This window comes from Vulcaniibacterium thermophilum, assembly GCF_007923255.1.
In the GTDB taxonomy this organism is placed as follows: domain Bacteria; phylum Pseudomonadota; class Gammaproteobacteria; order Xanthomonadales; family Xanthomonadaceae; genus Lysobacter_F; species Lysobacter_F thermophilum.
On the sequence record NZ_VOHJ01000047.1, the window covers coordinates 1 to 18,123 of the forward strand.

The following is an 18,123-nucleotide window of genomic DNA, read 5'->3' on the forward strand; positions in this document are numbered from 1 at the left end:
ACCGGGCCCGGCGCGGCAGCGCGCGTCGGCTCCTCTGCGGCCGGCGCCGCGGCGGTCGGCGCCGGCGCCGCGGAGGGCGCCATCTCCGGCATCGCCGGCGCTGCCGCCACGGGCGCGGGAGCCGGCGCCACGGCGGCCGATTGCAGATCCGCCACCCGGCGTTCGAGCGCCGCCAACCGCCCGCGCATGCGGACCAGCATCACCAGCGCGATCACCAGCAGCACGGGCACCGACAACAGGGCAAGCGCGACCATCCCGATCAGCGTCTCCAGGCCGCCCATTCCCCACCCCGCATCCAGTCCTCGCGATGGTCGTCACACTACCATCACGCCGACGCCGGCCTCCCGGCGAGCCGACCTGCGGCGCCGGAACGCCGCCGGGCGCGGCGTGGCGCGAACCGCCGCCTCGACCGCCCGCGGGGCCGCCGGTATCGTGTCCGCATGTTCCCTTCCTCCGACGACGCCGCGATCGAGGCCGCGGTCGCCGCGCTGCGCCGCGGCGAGGTGATCGGCCTGCCCACCGAGACCGTGTACGGGCTCGCCGCCGATGCGGAGAATGCCGATGCGGTGCGTCGGGTGTTCGCGCTCAAGGGCCGCCCCGCCGACCATCCGCTGATCGTCCACCTGCAGGGCCCGGAGGCGCTGGACGGCTGGGCGCGCGCGTTCCCCGCCGAGGCGCGCCGCCTGGCCGAAGCGTTCTGGCCCGGCCCGCTGACCCTGATCCTGCCGCGCGGCGCATGCGCCTCCGATGCGGTGACCGGCGGCCAGGACACCGTGGGCCTGCGCGTGCCGGCGCATCCGCTGGCGCAGGCCGTGCTGCGGCGTTTCGGCGGCGGCCTTGCGGCCCCCTCGGCCAACCGCTTCGGGCGCACCAGCCCGACCACCGCGCAGCACGTGCGCGACGAGTTCGGCGACGCGGTGCCGGTGGTGCTGGACGGCGGCGAGTGCGACGTCGGCATCGAATCGACCATCGTCGATTGCAGCGGCGACCACGTGCGCGTGCTGCGGCCGGGGATGATCACGGTGGCGGCGCTGGAGGCGGTGCTCGGTCGGCCGGTCGAGGCCGCCGCGCGCAAGGACGCCCCGCGCGTGCCCGGCGCGCTCGCCGCCCACTACGCGCCGCGCACGCCGATGCGCCTGCTGGCGCGCGACGCGCTCGAACGCGCCTGGGCCGCGCACCCCGCGCCCGCCGACGTGCGGGTGCTCGCGGTGGGAGCGCTGCCGGCCACCGCGCACGGCATCGCCCTGCCCGCCGACGCGCGCGGCTACGCGCACGGCCTGTACGCCGCCCTGCGCGCGCTCGATGCGGCCGGCGCGGCGCTGCTGCTGGTGGAACGCCCGCCGGAGGGCGGCGACTGGGTCGCGGTGCACGACCGCCTCGGTCGCGCCGCCGTCGGTGCGGGCCATGACGCCGACCGCAGGTCGGGTTGACCTCGGGTAGGTTGGTCTGAGCAACGCGAAGCCCAACAGCGCGGGATGTGGCGAGCATGTCGATGTTGGGCTTCGCCGTTGGCTCAGCCCAACCTACGCCTCGGGTCCAGCATTCCCCGGAAGGCGGCGAGCGATGCACGATCCCTCTCGGTCGCGCCGCCGTCGGTGCCCTAACGCTGACCGTAGGTTGGGCGGAGCACCGCGAAGCCCAACAGCGTGTGATGCGCGGGCGCTCTGACGTTGGGCTTCGCCGTTGGCTCAGCCCAACGTACGCCTCGCAGCCGAAGCGCCCCGGACAGACTCAAAGCGTGCGACGTGCATGACGAAGCCCGCCCATCACACGAAGCCCCGCGCTCGGCGGGGCTTCGTGCGCGGCGCTCACTCGCGGTAACCGCTGTCGTTCTTGTTGTGGATGATCCAGATCAGGTTGCCGCCGGTGCTCATGCCTTTGCCGGCGAAGATCAGGCGGCCCTGGCCCTTGTAGGCCAGTTCGTAGCGGTGGCGGTCGCCGCCGAAGTAGAACGGGATGAAGGCCTTGCCGGTGATGTAGGCGCCTTCGTCGGTCGGCTCGCCGATCAGGTCGCGCACCTGCTTCATCGACATGCCGATCTTCAGGCGGGTGAACTTGCTGTTCGGCGCCGGCTTGCCGGTGATCTCGCCTTCGTAGCCATTGATGCCGGTGACCTTCTCGCCGTGGCCCATCTCGACAGCGCCGGAATCGATCACCTCGCCGCTCTCGTTCATCCCCGGCGGCGGGCCGTCCGCAGAGCGTCGACGTGCTTCGGCATCGCCGATCCCCACCGCCAGAAGCGCAGCCAGCGTGCAGGCGCCAAGACCCGTCCAAACGTGCTTCATTGCATGTCCTCCATGAGTCCCCGTCCTGGATCCTTCCGCCAGCGGGGGGACATCCGCCAGCAGGCGGCAGTGTCGGCGGCGCGGGCGGGATGCGCAACAAGCCGGAAAACACGAAGCCCCGCGCAGGGCGGGGCTTCGGTCAAAGCATGAGGCGGCGTGGCTTACTTGCGCGCGACCACGCGCGCCATTTCCAGGCACTTGGTCGAGTAGCCCCACTCGTTGTCGTACCACGCCACCAGCTTGACGAAGGTCGGGTCGAGCTGGATGCCGGCCTCGGCGTCGAAGATCGAGGTGCGCGGATCGCCGCGGAAATCGGTGGCGACCACCTTGTCCTCGGTGTAGCCGAGCACGCCCTTCAGCGCGCCTTCCGACTGCGCCTTCATCTCGGCGCAGATCTCCTCGTAGGTCGCCGGCTTGTCGAGCTCGCAGGTCAGATCCACCACCGACACGTCCGAGGTCGGCACGCGGAAGGCCATGCCGGTCAGCTTCTTGTTGAGCGCCGGGATCACCTTGCCGACCGCCTTCGCGGCGCCGGTCGAGGACGGGATGATGTTCTCGAGGATGCCGCGGCCGCCGCGCCAGTCCTTGTTGCTCGGGCCGTCGACGGTCTTCTGCGTCGCGGTGGCGGCGTGCACGGTGGTCATCAGGCCGCGCTTGATGCCCCACTTGTCGTTGATCACCTTGGCCAGCGGCGCCAGGCAGTTCGTCGTGCAGCTCGCGTTGGAGATGATCGCCTCGCCGTTGTAGGACTCGTGGTTCACGCCGAACACGAACATCGGCGTGTCGTCCTTCGACGGCGCGGACATGATCACCTTCTTCGCGCCGGCGGCCAGGTGCTTCTCGGCGCTGGCCTTCTCCAGGAACAGGCCGGTCGATTCGATCACGACGTCGGCGCCGACCTCGTTCCACTTCAGGTTGGCCGGATCGCGCTCCTGGGTAAGGCGGATGCGCTTGCCGTTGACGATCAGCGTGCTGCCCTCGACCGCGACCTCGCCCTTGAAGCGGCCATGCACGGAGTCGTAGCGCAGCATGTACGCCAGGTATTCCGGCTCCAGCAGGTCGTTGATGCCCACGATCTGGATGTCGTCGGCGAAGTACTGCTCGGCGGCGCGCAACACGTTGCGGCCGATGCGGCCGAAGCCGTTGATACCAACCTTGATCGTCATGGGTGCGAGCTCCTGCGGCCGGAGGCGGCCTATGGCGGGAAAGGGAGACGCGCGATTTTAGCAGCCCGGCGCGTGCGGGCCGACCACGCCGGGTTGATCCGGATCAAGGTGCCGTCGGGCGCGGGCGCCGAGACTGCGCGCGGTTTTTCCCACACGAGACTTCGTCATGCATCGCATCGCGCTTTCCCTGGCGGCGCTGGCCATCGCCGCCGCTGCCCTTCCCGCCGCCGCGCAGTCCCGCGGCGACTGGACGCTCGGCGTCGGCGTCCACCAGGTCGATCCGGACTCCGACAACGGCCGGCTCGCGGGCGGCACCCTGCCGCTGCGCGTCGGCAGCGACGTGCGCCCCACCCTCACCGCCGAATGGTTCGTGCGCGACAACGTCGGCATCGAGCTGCTTGCCTCGCTGCCGTTCGAGCACGAGATCGCGGTCAAGGGCGTGGGCAAGGTCGGCAGCGCGCGCCATCTGCCGCCGACGGTGTCGCTGCAGTATCACTTCAACACCGGCGGCAAGGTGTCGCCGTTCGTGGGCGCAGGCCTGAACTACACGCTGTTCTTCAGCGAGGATACGACCGGCGCGCTCGCCGGCGCCGATCTGAAGCTGAAGGACTCGTGGGGCGCGGCCGCGCGCGTGGGCGTCGACTTCAAGCTGAGCGAGCGCGATGCCGTCCGCGCCGACGTGCGCTGGATCGACATCGACAGCGACGTCGAAGTGAACGGCGCCGACCTCGGCACCGCGCACATCGATCCGATCGCCTATGGCGTCGCGTGGGTGCGCAGGTTCTGAAAAGCGGCGCGTCATGCGGCGGTGCTAGAGTTCCACGCATGACGCGCTTACCGACGATCGCACTGCTGCTCGTGCTGGCGCTGCCCGGCACGAGCCATGCCTGGAGCGCGCTCGGCCATCGCCTGGTCGGCGAACTGGCCGAGCGCCATCTCGAACCCGCCGCCCGCCGGGAGGTGACGGCCCTGCTCGAAGGCGAGGCCGAGCCCACGCTGGCGGGCGTGTCCACCTGGGCCGACGAGCTGCGCGGCAGCGAGCTGGGCCGCAAGACCGCGCGCTGGCACTACGTCAATTTCCCGACCGGCACCTGCGACTACGTGCCCGAGCGCGACTGCCCCAACGGCGACTGCGTGATCGGCGCGATCGAGCGCCAGCGCGCGCTGCTGGCCGACCGCAGCCAGCCGCGCGAGACGCGGCGCGATGCGCTGAAGTTCCTCGTGCACTTCGTCGGCGACGTGCACCAGCCGATGCACGCCGGCAACCGCAACGACAAGGGCGGCAACGACTACCAGATCAGCCTGCGCACGCCGATCGAGCCGGAAAGCTACGCCCGCGCCCGCTACCGGGACGGCGTGATGGGCACCAACCTGCATTCGATCTGGGACTACTACGTGCTGCGCTCGCTGGGGCTGGAGCAGCCCGCCTACGCGAAGCGGCTGGACGCGTTGCCGTGGCCGCCGCAGGACACGCCGTCCTCGCCGCCGGAGGCGTGGGCGCTGGAATCGTGCCGGCTGATCGACGCGCGCGGGCTGTATCCCGAGACGCACGTGATGCAGCACGACTACCTCGACCGCATGCGTCCGCTCGCCGAGCAGCGCGTGCGCCAGGCGGCGTGGCGGCTGGCCGCGCTGCTCAACGCGACGCTGCGTCCTTGATTTCCTGCGCGGGCGGCACGCCGAGCCGCTCGCGCACCACCGGCTCCAGCCCCTTCAGGCCCGCGCTGCGGCCGAATTCGAGCGCCTGCTCCGGCGTCATCCCGCCGTGGCGCTGCATCGCCAGCGCCAGCAGCGCGCCGACCCGGTTGCCGGAAGCGCAATGCACCAGCACCGCGCCGTCGCTCGACTGCAACGCGCTCCACAGCGCGTCGGCCTGCGCCGGGGTGATGTCGGCCGCGCCGGCGATCGGCAGGTTGACGTAGCGCAGGCCGGCAGCCGCGACTTCGGCGGCTTCGTCGCGTTCGCCCAGCTCGGCCTCGGGACGCAGGTTGATCACCGTGCGCACGCCGCGCGCGGCCAGCGCCGGCCACGCCGTCGCGTCGGGCTGGCCGCCGGTGAGCAGCCCCGGACGCGGCGTGCGGAACGCGGCCAGCGGATCGGCCGGCGTACTGCGCGGCGCGGTGTCGACGGGGGATTCGGCGTGCAGCGGCATGGCGGACAGCAGCAGGAGCGCGGCGAGCGCGGCCGTGGGAAAGGCTGAACGGATCATGGGAAGCTCGTCGGTTCGGCGCGGGTGGCGTGAGTGTGCATCATCGCGCAGGGGCAGCCGTGCGGCACGTCGACGCCCGGTGGTACGTCGATGGGTTCCCGCTTACGCGGAAACGACGAAAACAGGCCTCCGGGCGATCGATCCACGATGCCACGCCTCCGCAGGGATGACGAGCGAGAGGGCCGGCGCGATGACGCCCTCGCACGGCCGCTACGCCCGCACCGCGAGCTGCTGGCGCGTCCAGCGCACGATCTCCGCCGCCGGCAGCGCACCGGACAGGCGCGCCAGTTCGCGGCCGGCGCGGAGCAGGACGAGGGTCGGAATGCTGCGCACCGCGAAGCGCGCGGCCAGCGCGGGCTCGGCCTCGGTGTCGACCTTCGCCAGCCGCACCTCCGGTTCGAGCAGGCGCGCGGCCTGCTCGAACTGCGGCGCCATCGTCCGGCACGGGCCGCACCAGGCGGCCCAGAAATCGACCAGCAACGGCACGTCCGCGCGCTCGGCGTGGACGGCGAACGCGGCGGCGTCGAGCGCGACCGGATGGGCGTCGAACAGCGCGCGGTGGCAGCGGCCGCAGCCCGGGCCCTCGCGCAGGCGTTCGGCCGGCACGCGATTGAGCGCGTGGCAGTGCGGGCAGGCGACGTGCAGCGGATCGCTCATGCCCCGGCCTCGAAGCTCTTGTCGCCCCACAGCACGCGGCCGTGGGCGTCCTTCACGGTGACCGCGACGTCGATGCCGTCGCGCACGCTCTGCGTCACCACGCAGAACTGTTCGAACTGCTCGAGGATGCGATCGAGGTGCTGGTGCGCCTCGCCGCCTTCGGCGAGCTGCAGCTCCACCGCCGCCTGCGGGATGCGCCAGCGGCCCTCGGCGTTGCGCATCGGCGTGGCCACCACCTCGGCGCGCAGGCGGCCGGGCGTGTTGTGGTACTTGCGCAGCGCGAACAGCAGGCTCGCCGACAGGCAGTTGGCCACCGCCGCCAGCAGCAGCCGCGACGGGTTCGGCCCCTGCCCCTGCCCGAGCGGCGCCGCCTCGTCGGTCAGCAGCGGCTCGAGCGCGGTTTCGTCGAAGCGGATGCGGAACGCGTAGTCGCCGTCCTGTTCCAGCGTCAGGCGGATGGGCTCTCCAAGACTCATCGTCGGACTCCGTCGATTTCAGGCCGCTCGCGCGGCGTTGCGCTCGAGCAGCACGTAATACAACAACGGGATCACCACCAGCGTGAGCACGGTGCTGACGAAGATGCCGAAGATCAGCGACACCGCCAGGCCGTTGAAGATCGGGTCGTCGAGGATGAAGAACGCGCCCATCATCGCCGCCAGCGCGGTCAGCGCGATCGGCTTGGCGCGCACCGCGCAGGCTTCGATCACCGCGTCCTCGGCGCTGCGGCCTTCGGCCACCGCCTGGTTGATGAAGTCCACCAGCAGGATCGAGTTGCGGACGATGATGCCGGCCAGCGCGATCATGCCGATCATCGAGGTGGCGGTGAACTGCGCGCCCAGCAGCGCATGGCCCGGCATCACGCCGATCACGGTGAGCGGGATCGGCGCCATGATCACCAGCGGCACCAGGTAGCTGCGGAACTGCGCCACCACCAGCAGGTAGATCAGCACCATGCCGGCCGCGTAGGCGATGCCCATGTCGCGGAACGTCTCGTAGGTGATCTGCCACTCGCCGTCCCACTTCACCGCGAACCCGCTGGTGTCCTGCGGCTGGGCGATGAACGTCTGCGCGATCCGCTGGCCGTCGATCGCGTGCTCGCGCAACTGGCCGACCAGGTCGAACATGCCGTACAGCGGGCTGTCGTGCGCGCCGGCCTCGTCGCCCATCACGTACACCACCGGCAGCAGGTCCTTGTGGTGGATCGCGCCGTCCCATGCGGCGCGGCGCACCTCGACCAGCTCCGACAGCGGCACCAGTTGGCCCTGGCCGCCGCGCACGCGCAGCGCGAGCAGGCGGTCGAGCGTGGCCTGCTCGGACGCCGGCAGGCGCAGGCGGACCGGGCGCGGATACTTCGACGCGGCATCCTGCAGGTACGTCGCGTCCATGCCGGACACCGCCGCCGCGAGCGCATCGGCGATCGCCGCCTGCGGCACGCCCAGGCGCGCCGCGCGCACGCGGTCGACCACCAGCACCTCGCGCGGGGCGTCGCTCTCGACGCTGGTGTCGACGTCGACGATGCCCTCGGTGGCGAGGAAACGCTGCTCCAGCGCCCTGGCGACCTTGCGCACGCGGGCGTAGTCGGGCCCGTACACCTCGGCCACCAGCGGCGCCAGCACCGGCGGGCCGGGCGGCACTTCCACCACCTTGACCGACGCGCCGTGGCGGCGGCCGATCGCCGCGAGCGTGGGGCGCAGCGCGCGCGCGATCTCGTGGCTCTGGCGGTGGCGTTCGTGCTTGTCCACCAGGTTGACCTGCAGGTCGCCGACGTTCGGCCCGCTGCGCAGGAAGTACTGCCGCACCAAGCCGTTGAAGTTGATCGGCGCGGCGGTGCCGGCGTAGCCCTGGTAGTCGAGCACCTCCGGCACCGCGTCCACCGCGGCGGCCAGTTCGCGCAGCAGCGCGTCGGTGTCCTCGAGCGTGCGGCCCTCGGGCAGGTCCACCACCACCTGCAGTTCGGACTTGTTGTCGAACGGCAGCATCTTCAGCACCACCCAGCCGATCGCCACGAACGACGCCGCCAGCGCCACCAGCCCGGCCATACCGGCGAACAGCCAGCGCCGCCGGCGCGCGCCGCGCTCGCGCTCGAGGAACGGCCGCATCACGCGCTCGAACAGGCGGTGCAGCCAGCCGGAGGCGTGCGGCGGTTGTACACCACCCCCACCCGCCCCTCCCCCTGAGGGGGAGGGCGGATGGCGCGACAGCAGCTTCAGCGACAGCCACGGGGTGACGATCAGCGCGATCGCGAGCGAGATCAGCATGCCGGCCGAGGCGTTGATCGGGATCGGCCGCATGTACGGGCCCATCAGCCCGGACACGAACGCCATCGGCATCAGCGCGGCGATCACGGTGAAGGTGGCGAGGATGGTCGGTCCGCCGACCTCGTCCACCGCCAGCGGGATCGCCTCGCGCAGCGACTTGCCGCCCGCGCTCATGTGGCGGTGGATGTTCTCCACCACCACGATCGCATCGTCGACCAGGATGCCGATCGAGAAGATCAGCGCGAACAGTGACACGCGGTTGAGGGTGAAGCCCATTGCCCACGACGCGAACAGAGTGAGCGCGAGCGTCAGGATCACCGCGCTGCCGACCACGATCGCTTCGCGCCAGCCGAGCGCGAACAGCACCAGCAGCACCACCGAGCCGGTGGCGAACACCAGCTTCTGGATCAGCTTCTGCGCCTTGTCGGTGGCGGTCAGGCCGTAGTCGCGCGTCACCGTGACGTGCACGCCCTCGGGAATCAGCTCGCCTTCGAGCTGCGCCAGCCGCTCGCGCACCGCCCCGGTGATGTCGGCGGCGTTGCTGCCGGGCTTCTTGGCGATGGCGATGGTCACCGCCGGGGCGATGCCCGCGCTCGGCCCTTCGCGGCCGGCCCGCGCGCCGTGCCAGGCGTAGCGCACCGGCACGTCGCCGCCGGCGCGCACCTCGGCGACATCGGACAGATGCAGCGGCTTGCCGCCGGCCAGTCCGATCACCAGCTCGCGCACCATGGCCTCGTCGGCGAGGAAGGTGCCGGCGGTGACCGGGGTGGCGCCGGCCGTGCCGACGCGTTCGCCGAGATGGCGCACCGCGTTGGCCGCGCGCAGCGCCTGCACGAGTTCGTCGACGGCGAGGCCGTAGGCGGCCAGCCGGGTCGGATCGAGCGTCACCGCGACCACGCGGTCGGGCGCGCCGATGGTGTAGACATCGCGCGTGCCCGGGATGCGCTTGAGCTCGGTCTCCAGCGTGTGCGCGACCTCGGCCAGCTCGGTGGGGCCGCGTTGCGGATCGTCGGTCCACACCGTCAGGCTCATCACCGGCACGTCGTCGATGCCCTTGGGCTTGATCAGCGGCTGACCGACGCCGACGCCAGGCGGCATCCAGTCCTGGTTCGAGTAAACCTGGTTGTACAGGCGCACGATCGCCGGCTGCCGTTCGACGCCGACTTCGTACTCGACGGTGAGCACGGCCATGCCCGGCCGGCTCACGGAGTACACGTGCTTGATGCCCTCGATCTCGGCCAGCTTCTGCTCCAGCGGCGTGCTCACGAGCTGCTCGACGTCGCGCGCGCCCGCGCCGGGGAACGGCACGAACACGTTGGCCATGGTGACGTCGATCTGCGGCTCCTCCTCGCGCGGGGTGATCAGCACCGCGAGAAGGCCGAGCAGCAGCCCCATCAGCGCCAGGATCGGCGTCAGCGGATTGGCCTGGAACGCGGCGGCGAGGCGGCCGGAGAAGCCCAGCCCGCCCTGCGTCGTCGTCTCAGTCATTGCGTGCCTCCGCGTTGCGCGATGCGGCGAGCGCCTGCACGGCGGCGACCGGGTCGCGCGCGATGCGCTCGCCCGGCTTCAGGCCGGCGAGGATCTCCACCCGCTCGCCGAGCACGCGGCCCGGCCGCACCTGGCGCAGGGCGATGCGCCCGTCGCCGACCACGTACACGCCGCTCACCTCGCCGCGCTGGGCGAGCGCCGCGCGCGGGATGGTGAGCGTCGGCGCGCCCTCGCCGCCGGCGATCGGGAACACCACCTTCGCGGTGCTGCCGGGTCGCGGCGCATCGGCCATCGCCGGCAGCATCACCCGCACGCCGACGCTGTGGGTGGCGGGATCGGCGGCGGGAAACACGATCGTCTCGGCGGCGGCCAGGCGGCGGCCGTCGTCGAGCACGATCCCGGCACGCGCCGCCTTGCGGATGGCCTCTGCCTCCGATTGCGGCACCTGCACCTCGATGCGCAGCGCACCGGGCGCGTGCATCGACAGCAGCGGCTGGCCGGGCGCCACCGCCTCGCCCGGCTCGACGTGGCGGCGGCTGACGGTGCCGGCGAACGGCGCGCGCACGACGGTGTAGTCGGCCTGCTGCCCGGCCTGCGCCACCTGCGCGCGGGCGGCGTCGCGGGCGGCGATGGCGGCATCGCGCGCGGCACGCGCCTGGTCGAGCTGCGCGCGCGAGACGTACTGCGTGCCGGCGAGCGCGGCGAACCGGCGGTAACTGGCTTCCGCCTCCACCGCCGCAGCCTCCGCCGCGCGCAACTGGGCGCGGGCGGTGTCGAGCCCGGCCTGCTGCTCGACCGCGGTCAGGCGCAACAGCACCTGGCCGGCCTCGACCCGGTCGTCGACGTCGACGTTCACCGCAGTGACGCGGCCGGCGGTCTGCGCCGACAGGTCGGCCTGGCGCACGGCTTCCACCACGCCGTCCCACGCGCGGCCGGCGCCCGTGGCCTCCGCGCCGACCGTGTGCGTGGGCAGCGCGGGCAGCGGCGCCGCGTCGCGCCGGGGCGCATCGCTGCCGCAGGCCGCCAGCAGCAGCGCCAGGGTCACCGTCGAAAGAGGCTTCGCCGTCATCGCCGCACCGTCACTTGAAGTGGCAGCCGGCCGATTCGCCGCGGCCCACGCCGAGCCGGCGCAGGATCATCGCCGCCGGGCAGAAGCCGGTGAACGCCGACTGCAGCAGGTTGAAGCCGACGAACGCCGTCAGCAGCCACCACCACGGCGACACGAGCTGCGTCAGCGCCACGCTGATCAGCACCATCACGCCGGCAAACGCCATCACGGCACGTTCGAGACTCATGTCGGTTCCTCGCATCGTTGGGTTTCGGTCGGAAGACGCCCGGCACGGCGCGGCGCGCGCAGCCGCCGATGCATCAGTTGTTGCTTATATTAGTTCTTGTTGATATAAAAGCAACACCCCGAACCGGAGCTCGCCCGACATGGCCCTGACCGCTACCGACCTGGTGATCGAAGCCCGCAGCCGGATCCGCGAGATCGCGCCGGCCGCGTTCGCCGCCGACCACGAGGGCGCGGTGCTGATCGACGTGCGCGAGCCGGCCGAGTACGAAACCGGGCACATTCCCGGCGCGATCAACATTCCGCGCGGCGTGCTGGAGTTCCAGGTCGACGCGCACCCCGCCGTCGCCGGCGTGAGCGATCCGGCGCTGTCGCACAAGGCGCGCCCGATCGTGCTCTACTGCCGCACCGGCGGCCGCGCCGCGCTGGCCGCGCTGAACCTGCAGCGGATGGGCTTCACCGACGTGCGCTCGATCGAGGGCGGCATCGTCGGCTGGGAAGCCGCCGGGCTGCCGCTGACGCAACGCTGAAACCCATGACGCCGTCCGCCACCGCTCCTGCCGTCCCGCCGATCGATCCCGCCGCCATGCGCGAGCACGCCGGCGAAGCCGCGCGCCTGCTCAAGGCGCTCGCCAACGAGAACCGGCTGATGCTGCTGTGCCTGCTGGTCGAGGGCGAGCGCTCGGTGAGCGAGCTCAACGCGCATCTGGACCTGAGCCAGCCGGCGCTGTCGCAGCACCTCGCGGTGCTGCGCGAGGACGGGCTGGTGCGTACCCGGCGGGTGGCGCAGACGATCTACTACTCGCTGGCCGAGGGCCCCGCCCAACGCGTCCTGCAGACGCTGCACGAGGTCTACTGCGGCGAGCGCCCCCTCTGCGAGCCGCGCCGATGAGCACGCCGGCCGTCCAGCCGTTTTTCCACGAAGCCACCGGCACGTGGAGCTACGTCGTCCACGCCGGCGGCGATGCGGCGATCATCGACCCGGTCCTCGACTTCGATCCGAAGTCCGGCCGCATCGGCACCGACAGCGCGCGTGCGCTGCTCGAGTTCGTCGAGCGCCACGGCCTGCGCGTGCACCGCATCCTCGAGACCCACGCGCATGCCGACCATCTGACCGCGGCGGCGTTCCTGCACGCGCGCACCGGCGGCGGCATCGTCATCGGCAAGGGCATCCGCTCGGTGCAGGGGCACTTCGCCCGCGTGTTCGGTCTCGACGCGGACGATCCGGCGCTGCGCGACGCGTTCGACGCCACGCTCGGCGACGGCGACATCGTCGAGGCCGGCGCGCTGCGCTTCGAGGTGCTGGCGCTGCCGGGCCACACGCCGGACGGTCTGGGCTATCGCATCGGCGATGAGGTGTTCGTCGGCGATACCGTGTTCGCGCCCGACGTCGGCACCGCGCGCTGCGATTTCCCCGGCGGCAGCGCGGAGCAGCTCTACGCGTCGATCCAGCGCCTGTACGCGCTGCCCGAACACACGCGCCTGTGGCTGTGCCACGACTACCCGGTCGGCGGTCGCGCGCCGCGCGCCTGCGTGACGGTGGGCGAGAGCCGGCGCGAGAACCGCATGCTGCGCGCGGACACCCCGCGCGATGCGTTCGTGGCGGCCCGCCAGGCGCGCGATGCCGGACTGCCGGCGCCGAACCTGCTGTATCCGTCGTTGCAGGTGAACATCTACGGCGGCCGCCTGCCGCCGGCGGACGCGGAAGGGCGGCGTTACCTGCGCACGCCGCTGCGCCTCGAAAGCTCCGCCGACGGCCTCTGAGGCCCGTCTCGCCGCGCGGGCGGAGCGGGCGCGTGCGGCCGCCTGGCGGCAGCGCAGCGATCCGGCTGCGGTTGAGCCGCCGGCGGCACGGTGGCAGGCTGGCGCACTTTTCGCGCGGACCGCGCCGATGAGCGACGCCGAACTCCTGCTCGCCCTGCTGTTCGCCCTGGTGGCGGTGCTCTACTCCTCGGTCGGTCATGCCGGCGCCAGCGGCTACCTCGCCGCGATGGCGCTGGTCGGGCTGGCGCCGGAGCAGATGCGGCCCACCGCGCTCGCGCTCAACCTGCTGGTCGGCGGCATCGGCCTGCTGCGGTTCTGGCGCGGCGGCTTCGTGCGCTGGCGCAACGTGCTGCCGTTCGCGCTGGCGTCCGCACCGGCCGCGTTCTTCGCCGCGCGCGTGCAACTGCCGAAGCAGTCGTATTCGCTGCTGCTCGGGCTGATCCTGCTGATTGCGGCGCTCGGCGTGTTCCGTTCGGCCACCCGCGCGGCGTCGGAAGACGTGCGGGCGCAGGGGCGCGTGGTGCCGTGGCTTCCGGCGCTGCTCGCCGGCGGCAGCATCGGCGTGCTGTCCGGCCTCACCGGCACCGGCGGCGCGATCTTCCTCACGCCGCTGCTGCTGTTCATGCACTGGATGCCGACCCGCGAGGCCAGCGGCACGTCGGTGGCGTTCGTCTGGATCAACTCGCTCACCGCGCTCGCCGGCCTGCTGCAAGCGCAGGGCACGCTGCCGCAGGCGCTGCCGCTGTGGCTCGGCGCGGTCGCCGTCGGCGCGCTGGTCGGCACCCAGCTCGGCCTGAAGTGGCTGCCGGCGCGGATGCTGCGCTACGCGCTCGGCGTGGTGCTGCTGATCGCGGCCGGGAAGCTGCTGTTTGGATGAGGGGCACGAAAAGCGCGAACGGCGCCGCATGGCGCCGTTCGTCAGAGCATCGGGGACGCAGTCCTTAGGCGATCGCCTTCGCCGCCTGCACCACGCGCTCGACGGTGAAGCCGAAGTGCGGGAACAGCACTTCGGCCGGGGCGGAGGCGCCGAAGCGGTCGATGCCGATCACCGCGCCGTCGAGGCCGACGTACTTGGCCCAGAAATCGGAGACGCCCGCCTCGATGGCGACGCGGCGACGCACGGCGCGCGGCAGCACGGATTCGCGGTAGTCGGCGTCCTGGCGGTCGAACACATCGGTCGAGGGCATCGACACCACGCGCGCCTTCACGCCCTCGCCCGCCAGCACGTCGGCCGCCTGCATGGCGAGGCCGACTTCGGAGCCGGTGGCGATGAGGATCACGTCGGGCGTGCCGCCGGCATCGCGCAGCACGTAGCCGCCGCGCGCGATCGCGCGCACCTGCTCCGGCGTGCGCGGCTGGTGCGGCAGGTTCTGGCGCGAGAACACCAGGCAGCTCGGGCCTTCGCGGCGTTCGATCGCGAAGCGCCACGCCACCGCCGACTCGACCGCATCGCACGGACGCCAGACGTCGTTGCCGGGGATGTAGCGCAGCGAGGCGAGATGCTCGATCGGCTGGTGCGTGGGTCCGTCCTCGCCGAGACCGATCGAGTCATGGGTGTAGACGTGGATCGCATGCGCGCCCATCAGCGCGCTCATGCGCACGGCGTTGCGGGCGTAGTCGCTGAACACCAGGAAGGTGGCGTCGAACGGGATGAAGCCGCCGTGCAGCGCCAGGCCGTTGCTGATCGCGGTCATCGCGAACTCGCGCACCCCGTAGTAGACGTAGCGCGCATCCGGATCCGGCGTGGCGACCGACTTGCTGCCCTTCCACGTGGTGAGGTTGGAATGCGCGAGGTCGGCCGAGCCGCCCACCAGCTCCGGCAGCAGCGGTGCGAACGCCTCGATCGCCATCTGCGAGGCCTTGCGCGAGGCCACGGTCGGACCTTCGTTCTGCAACTTCGCGACGAACGCCTCGGCGGCTTCCGCGAAGCCGTCCGGCAGCTCGCCGCGCACGCGCCGGGTCAGCTCCTCGGCGAGCTGCGGGTACTGCTTGGCGTAGGCGTCGAACAGGCGGTTCCACTGGTGCTCGCGCACCAGGCCGGCGTTGTTGGCGCGCCAGCCGTCGTAGATCGCCTGCGGGATCTCGAACGGCCCGTGCGGCCAGCCGAGCGCCTCGCGGGTGGCGGCCACTTCGTCCTTGCCGAGCGGCGCGCCGTGGCTGGATTCCTTGCCGGCCTTGTTCGGCGAACCGAAACCGATCGTGGTGCGGCAGCAGATCAGGGTCGGCTTGTCGTCGTGCCTGAGCGCGGTTTCGATCGCGGTCCTGATCTCCTGCGGATCGTGACCGTCGACGTTGCGGATCACGCGCCAGCCGTAGGCCTCGAAGCGCGCCGGCGTGTCGTCGGTGAACCAGCCCTCGACGTTGCCGTCGATGGAGATGCGGTTGTCGTCCCAGAACGCCACCAGCTTGCCCAGGCCCCAGGTGCCGGCGAGCGAAGCGGCCTCGTGCGAGATGCCTTCCATCAGGCAGCCGTCGCCCAGGAACACCCAGGTGCGGTGATCGACGATCTGGAACTCGGGGCGGTTGTAGCGCTGCGCCAGCAGCTTCTCGGCGAGCGCCATGCCGACCGCGTTGGCGAAGCCCTGGCCGAGCGGGCCGGTGGTGGTCTCCACGCCCGGCGTCATGAAGTTCTCCGGGTGGCCCGGCGTCCTCGATTCGAGCTGGCGGAAGCGCTTCAGCTCCTCGATCGGCAGGTCGTAGCCGGACAGGTGCAGCAGCGCGTACTGCAGCATCGAGCCGTGGCCGTTGGAGAGCACGAAGCGGTCGCGGTTGAACCACTTCGGATTGTTCGGATTGTGGCTGAGGTAGTCGTTCCACAGCACCTCGGCAATGTCCGCCATGCCCATCGGCATGCCGGGGTGGCCGGACTTGGCGGCCTCGACCGCGTCGATGGCGAGGAAACGAAGGGCGTTGGCGAGGTCGCGGCGGCTGGGCGTCGTCATGGCGGGCGTCGGGCAAGGGGATTTCCCGCCAGAACCGGCGGGGCCGCTATTGTCGCCGATCGCGCCCGCCGCGCGTAGGGCGGGTCTTGACCCGCCACCGCCTCACCGGGCCGGAACGATGTTCAGCCACGGATTCACGCGGATACACATGGATCGGAAGCGTCTGTAGCGTAGGGCGGGTCTTGACCCGCCACCCGCTCACCGGCCAGAGCGCTCCTCCGCCCCGGATCGACGCGGATACACACGGATCAAGATCGTCTGCAGCGCGTAGGGCGGGTCTTGACCCGCCACCCGCTCACCCGGCCGAGCGATCCTCCGCCCCGGATCGACGCGAATGCACGTGCGGATCCGTGGCTTCCGGAAAAACCCCCTCACTTCTCCCCGCGCGATACCACCGCCGCCGCGGCGAGGTCGCCGGTGACGTTCAGCGTGGTGCGGCACATGTCGAGGAAGCGGTCGACGCCGAGGATCAGGCCGATGCCTTCCGGCGGCACGCCGACCATGCCGCAGATCAGCGCCACCACCGGCAGCGAGCCGGCCGGAACGCCGGCGGTGCCGATGCCGCCGAGGATGCAGACGAACATCACCGTCACCTGCTGCGCCAGCGTGAGCTCGATCCCGAAGAACTGCGCCAGGAACAGCACGGTCACGCCCTCGAACAGCGCGGTGCCGTTCTGGTTGGCGGTGGCGCCGACGGTGAGCACGAAGCGCGAGATGCGCGGCGGCAGGCCGAGCTTGTCCTCCGCCACGCGCAGCGCGGTCGGCAGGGTGGCGTTGCTGGAGGCGGTGGAGAACGCCATCAGCATCGCCTCCTGCGACTGCCGGAAGAACCGCACCGGCGAGTAGCCGCCGAGCGTCTTCAGCGCCAGCGAATAGACCACGAACATGTGCAGCGCCAGCGCCAGCACCACCACGCCGACGTACGCACCGAGCCGCACCAGCAGGTCCCAGCCGAACAGCGCGGCGAGGTTGAACATCATCGCGAACACCGCGTACGGCGCCAGCCGGATCACCAGCCCGATCAGCGTCATCGACACCTCGAACAGGCCCTCCACCGCCCGCTGCAGCGCGCGCGCCTGCTCGCCGCGCGTCAGCACCAGGCCGATGCCGAGCATCAGCGCGAAGAACATCACCGCGAGGATGGTGTTCTCGGAGGCGGCCTTGACCACGTTGTCGGGCACGATGCCGATCAGCATGTCGAGCCCCTTCGGCTGCTCGGCGGTGCTCTCCACGATCGCGCTGGCGCGTTCGGAGCCCTGCGCCAGCATCTGCCGCGCCGCGACCGGATCCACGCCCGCACCGGGCTTGAGCACGTTGACCAGCACCAGGCCGATGCCGACCGCGATCGCCGACACGCTCACCGTGTACGCCAGCGTCTTCCAGCCCACGCGCCCGAGCGCGCGGATGTCGCCCATCTCGGCCACCCCGACCACCAGCGCCGAGAACAGCAGCGGCAGCACCAGCATGAAGATCAGCCGCAGGAACACGGTGGCGAACGGCTGGGTGACGTAGGTCGTCAGCGTCTCCACCCATCCGGCCTTGCCGACCGCGTAGTGCACGACCAGGCCGACGACGAGGCCGAGGACGAAGCCCAGCGCCATCTTCCAGTGCATCGGCCAGGGGCGGCGGGGCGCGGCGTCGCCGGTCGCGTTCATGGGCGTGTCCTCGGTGGCAAACCGCGCGAGCTTAGCAAAGCGGGCAGGCTCAACCCGGCGGATAGAGCGGCGGAAGCAGCGGCGGTGGCGCGGTCGCAGGCGTGCTCCAGCGCGGGCCGTGGGCGAACGCCGCGCGCAACTGCTGGCGCGCCAGCAGCGCGTCCTCGCCGGCCCAGCGCACGCGCCGCAACAGATCCACCGCCTGCCGCTGCGCCGGATCAGCGAGCTGCGCGATCAGCGCGTCGGTGTCGTCGGCCGCACGCGGCGCCAGCGCGCGCAGCGCGGCCTCGATGTCGCCGAAGTCGCCGACGTCGAGCGCGCGCCGCAGGTCGCTCACCGTGGCGCGCGGGGCCGGCGCCGCGCCGTCCGTCCGCGCCGGCTCGCGCGGCGCGTGCGCGGCGCGCCGCT

The 18,123-nt window shown here is 71.8% G+C and carries 17 protein-coding genes and 2 pseudogenes; 7 read left to right on the forward strand and 12 right to left on the reverse strand.

All coding sequences use genetic code 11. From position 1 onward, the window contains the following. Window positions 1–281: pseudogene (locus FQY64_RS14845) on the reverse strand (DUF2339 domain-containing protein); the annotation flags it as partial. 159 nt (window positions 282–440) lie between these two features. Between FQY64_RS14845 and FQY64_RS13520 the strand changes: the two are divergent. Continuing rightward, complete coding sequence (locus FQY64_RS13520; RefSeq protein WP_146475083.1) at window positions 441–1,430, forward strand: L-threonylcarbamoyladenylate synthase; 990 nt, start codon at window positions 441–443, stop codon at window positions 1,428–1,430. 378 nt (window positions 1,431–1,808) lie between these two features. Here the strand turns inward: FQY64_RS13520 and FQY64_RS13525 are convergent, their stop codons facing one another. Together FQY64_RS13525 and gap are read right to left on the reverse strand one after the other, a co-directional pair. Beyond that, window positions 1,809–2,285 (reverse strand): hypothetical protein, encoded by a 477-nt coding sequence (locus FQY64_RS13525; protein WP_386112729.1) that lies wholly within the window; start codon window positions 2,283–2,285, stop codon window positions 1,809–1,811. 161 nt (window positions 2,286–2,446) lie between these two features. After that, entirely contained in the window at window positions 2,447–3,451 is a 1,005-nt protein-coding gene (gap, locus tag FQY64_RS13530; protein ID WP_146475087.1) for a type I glyceraldehyde-3-phosphate dehydrogenase, read from the reverse strand. A gap of 166 nt (window positions 3,452–3,617) precedes the next feature. On the opposite strand from gap, the gene FQY64_RS13535 reads away from it, so the two are divergent. Next, on the forward strand, window positions 3,618–4,238 hold the full coding sequence (locus FQY64_RS13535; RefSeq protein WP_146475089.1) for an OmpW/AlkL family protein: 621 nt from the start codon (window positions 3,618–3,620) through the stop codon (window positions 4,236–4,238). A 38-nt stretch (window positions 4,239–4,276) separates the two neighbouring features. Next, a complete protein-coding gene (locus FQY64_RS13540; protein WP_146475091.1) occupies window positions 4,277–5,110 on the forward strand; it encodes a S1/P1 nuclease in 834 nt (277 codons plus the stop codon). On the opposite strand, the gene FQY64_RS13545 is transcribed toward FQY64_RS13540, so the two are convergent. The 6 genes from FQY64_RS13545 to FQY64_RS13570 form a co-directional block, all read right to left on the reverse strand. After that, window positions 5,088–5,660: a protein tyrosine phosphatase family protein gene (locus FQY64_RS13545; RefSeq protein WP_146475093.1), complete on the reverse strand. Its 573-nt coding sequence runs from the start codon at window positions 5,658–5,660 to the stop codon at window positions 5,088–5,090. The two genes, FQY64_RS13540 and FQY64_RS13545, sit on opposite strands and share 23 nt — an antisense overlap. A 210-nt stretch (window positions 5,661–5,870) precedes the next feature. After that, window positions 5,871–6,317: a thioredoxin TrxC gene (gene trxC / locus FQY64_RS13550; RefSeq protein WP_146475095.1), complete on the reverse strand. Its 447-nt coding sequence runs from the start codon at window positions 6,315–6,317 to the stop codon at window positions 5,871–5,873. Beyond that, window positions 6,314–6,793, reverse strand: a complete 480-nt coding sequence (locus FQY64_RS13555) for an OsmC family protein (protein WP_146475097.1) — start codon at window positions 6,791–6,793, stop codon at window positions 6,314–6,316. Before FQY64_RS13555 ends, trxC begins: the two co-directional genes overlap by 4 nt. 18 nt (window positions 6,794–6,811) lie before the next feature. Continuing rightward, window positions 6,812–10,063: an efflux RND transporter permease subunit gene (locus tag FQY64_RS13560; protein ID WP_146475099.1), complete on the reverse strand. Its 3,252-nt coding sequence runs from the start codon at window positions 10,061–10,063 to the stop codon at window positions 6,812–6,814. Further along, a complete protein-coding gene (locus FQY64_RS13565; protein WP_146475101.1) occupies window positions 10,056–11,132 on the reverse strand; it encodes an efflux RND transporter periplasmic adaptor subunit in 1,077 nt (358 codons plus the stop codon). Before FQY64_RS13565 ends, FQY64_RS13560 begins: the two co-directional genes overlap by 8 nt. 10 nt (window positions 11,133–11,142) lie before the next feature. After that, window positions 11,143–11,358 (reverse strand): YgaP family membrane protein, encoded by a 216-nt coding sequence (locus tag FQY64_RS13570; protein WP_146475103.1) that lies wholly within the window; start codon window positions 11,356–11,358, stop codon window positions 11,143–11,145. 139 nt (window positions 11,359–11,497) lie between these two features. Between FQY64_RS13570 and FQY64_RS13575 the strand changes: the two genes are divergently transcribed. The 4 genes from FQY64_RS13575 to FQY64_RS13590 all read left to right on the forward strand — a co-directional run bounded on the left by FQY64_RS13575 (window position 11,498) and on the right by FQY64_RS13590 (window position 13,995). After that, window positions 11,498–11,884: a rhodanese-like domain-containing protein gene (locus FQY64_RS13575; RefSeq protein ID WP_146475105.1), complete on the forward strand. Its 387-nt coding sequence runs from the start codon at window positions 11,498–11,500 to the stop codon at window positions 11,882–11,884. Between the two features lie 5 nt (window positions 11,885–11,889). Continuing rightward, window positions 11,890–12,246: an ArsR/SmtB family transcription factor gene (locus FQY64_RS13580; protein WP_222431792.1), complete on the forward strand. Its 357-nt coding sequence runs from the start codon at window positions 11,890–11,892 to the stop codon at window positions 12,244–12,246. After that, window positions 12,243–13,118, forward strand: a complete 876-nt coding sequence (locus FQY64_RS13585; RefSeq protein ID WP_146475106.1) for an MBL fold metallo-hydrolase — start codon at window positions 12,243–12,245, stop codon at window positions 13,116–13,118. Before FQY64_RS13580 ends, FQY64_RS13585 begins: the two co-directional genes overlap by 4 nt. A 127-nt stretch (window positions 13,119–13,245) precedes the next feature. Further along, complete coding sequence (locus FQY64_RS13590; protein WP_146475108.1) at window positions 13,246–13,995, forward strand: sulfite exporter TauE/SafE family protein; 750 nt, start codon at window positions 13,246–13,248, stop codon at window positions 13,993–13,995. A gap of 64 nt (window positions 13,996–14,059) precedes the next feature. Here the strand turns inward: FQY64_RS13590 and tkt are convergent, their stop codons facing one another. The 3 genes and pseudogenes from tkt to FQY64_RS14850 form a co-directional block, all read right to left on the reverse strand. Continuing rightward, window positions 14,060–16,060, reverse strand: coding sequence for a transketolase (tkt, locus tag FQY64_RS13595; RefSeq protein WP_146475110.1), 2,001 nt, complete (start codon window positions 16,058–16,060; stop codon window positions 14,060–14,062). 371 nt (window positions 16,061–16,431) lie between these two features. Then, on the reverse strand, window positions 16,432–17,715 hold the full coding sequence (locus tag FQY64_RS13600; RefSeq protein WP_146475112.1) for a dicarboxylate/amino acid:cation symporter: 1,284 nt from the start codon (window positions 17,713–17,715) through the stop codon (window positions 16,432–16,434). Window positions 17,716–17,764: 49 nt separating this feature from the next. After that, window positions 17,765–18,123 (reverse strand): annotated as a pseudogene (locus tag FQY64_RS14850) (BatD family protein); the annotation flags it as partial.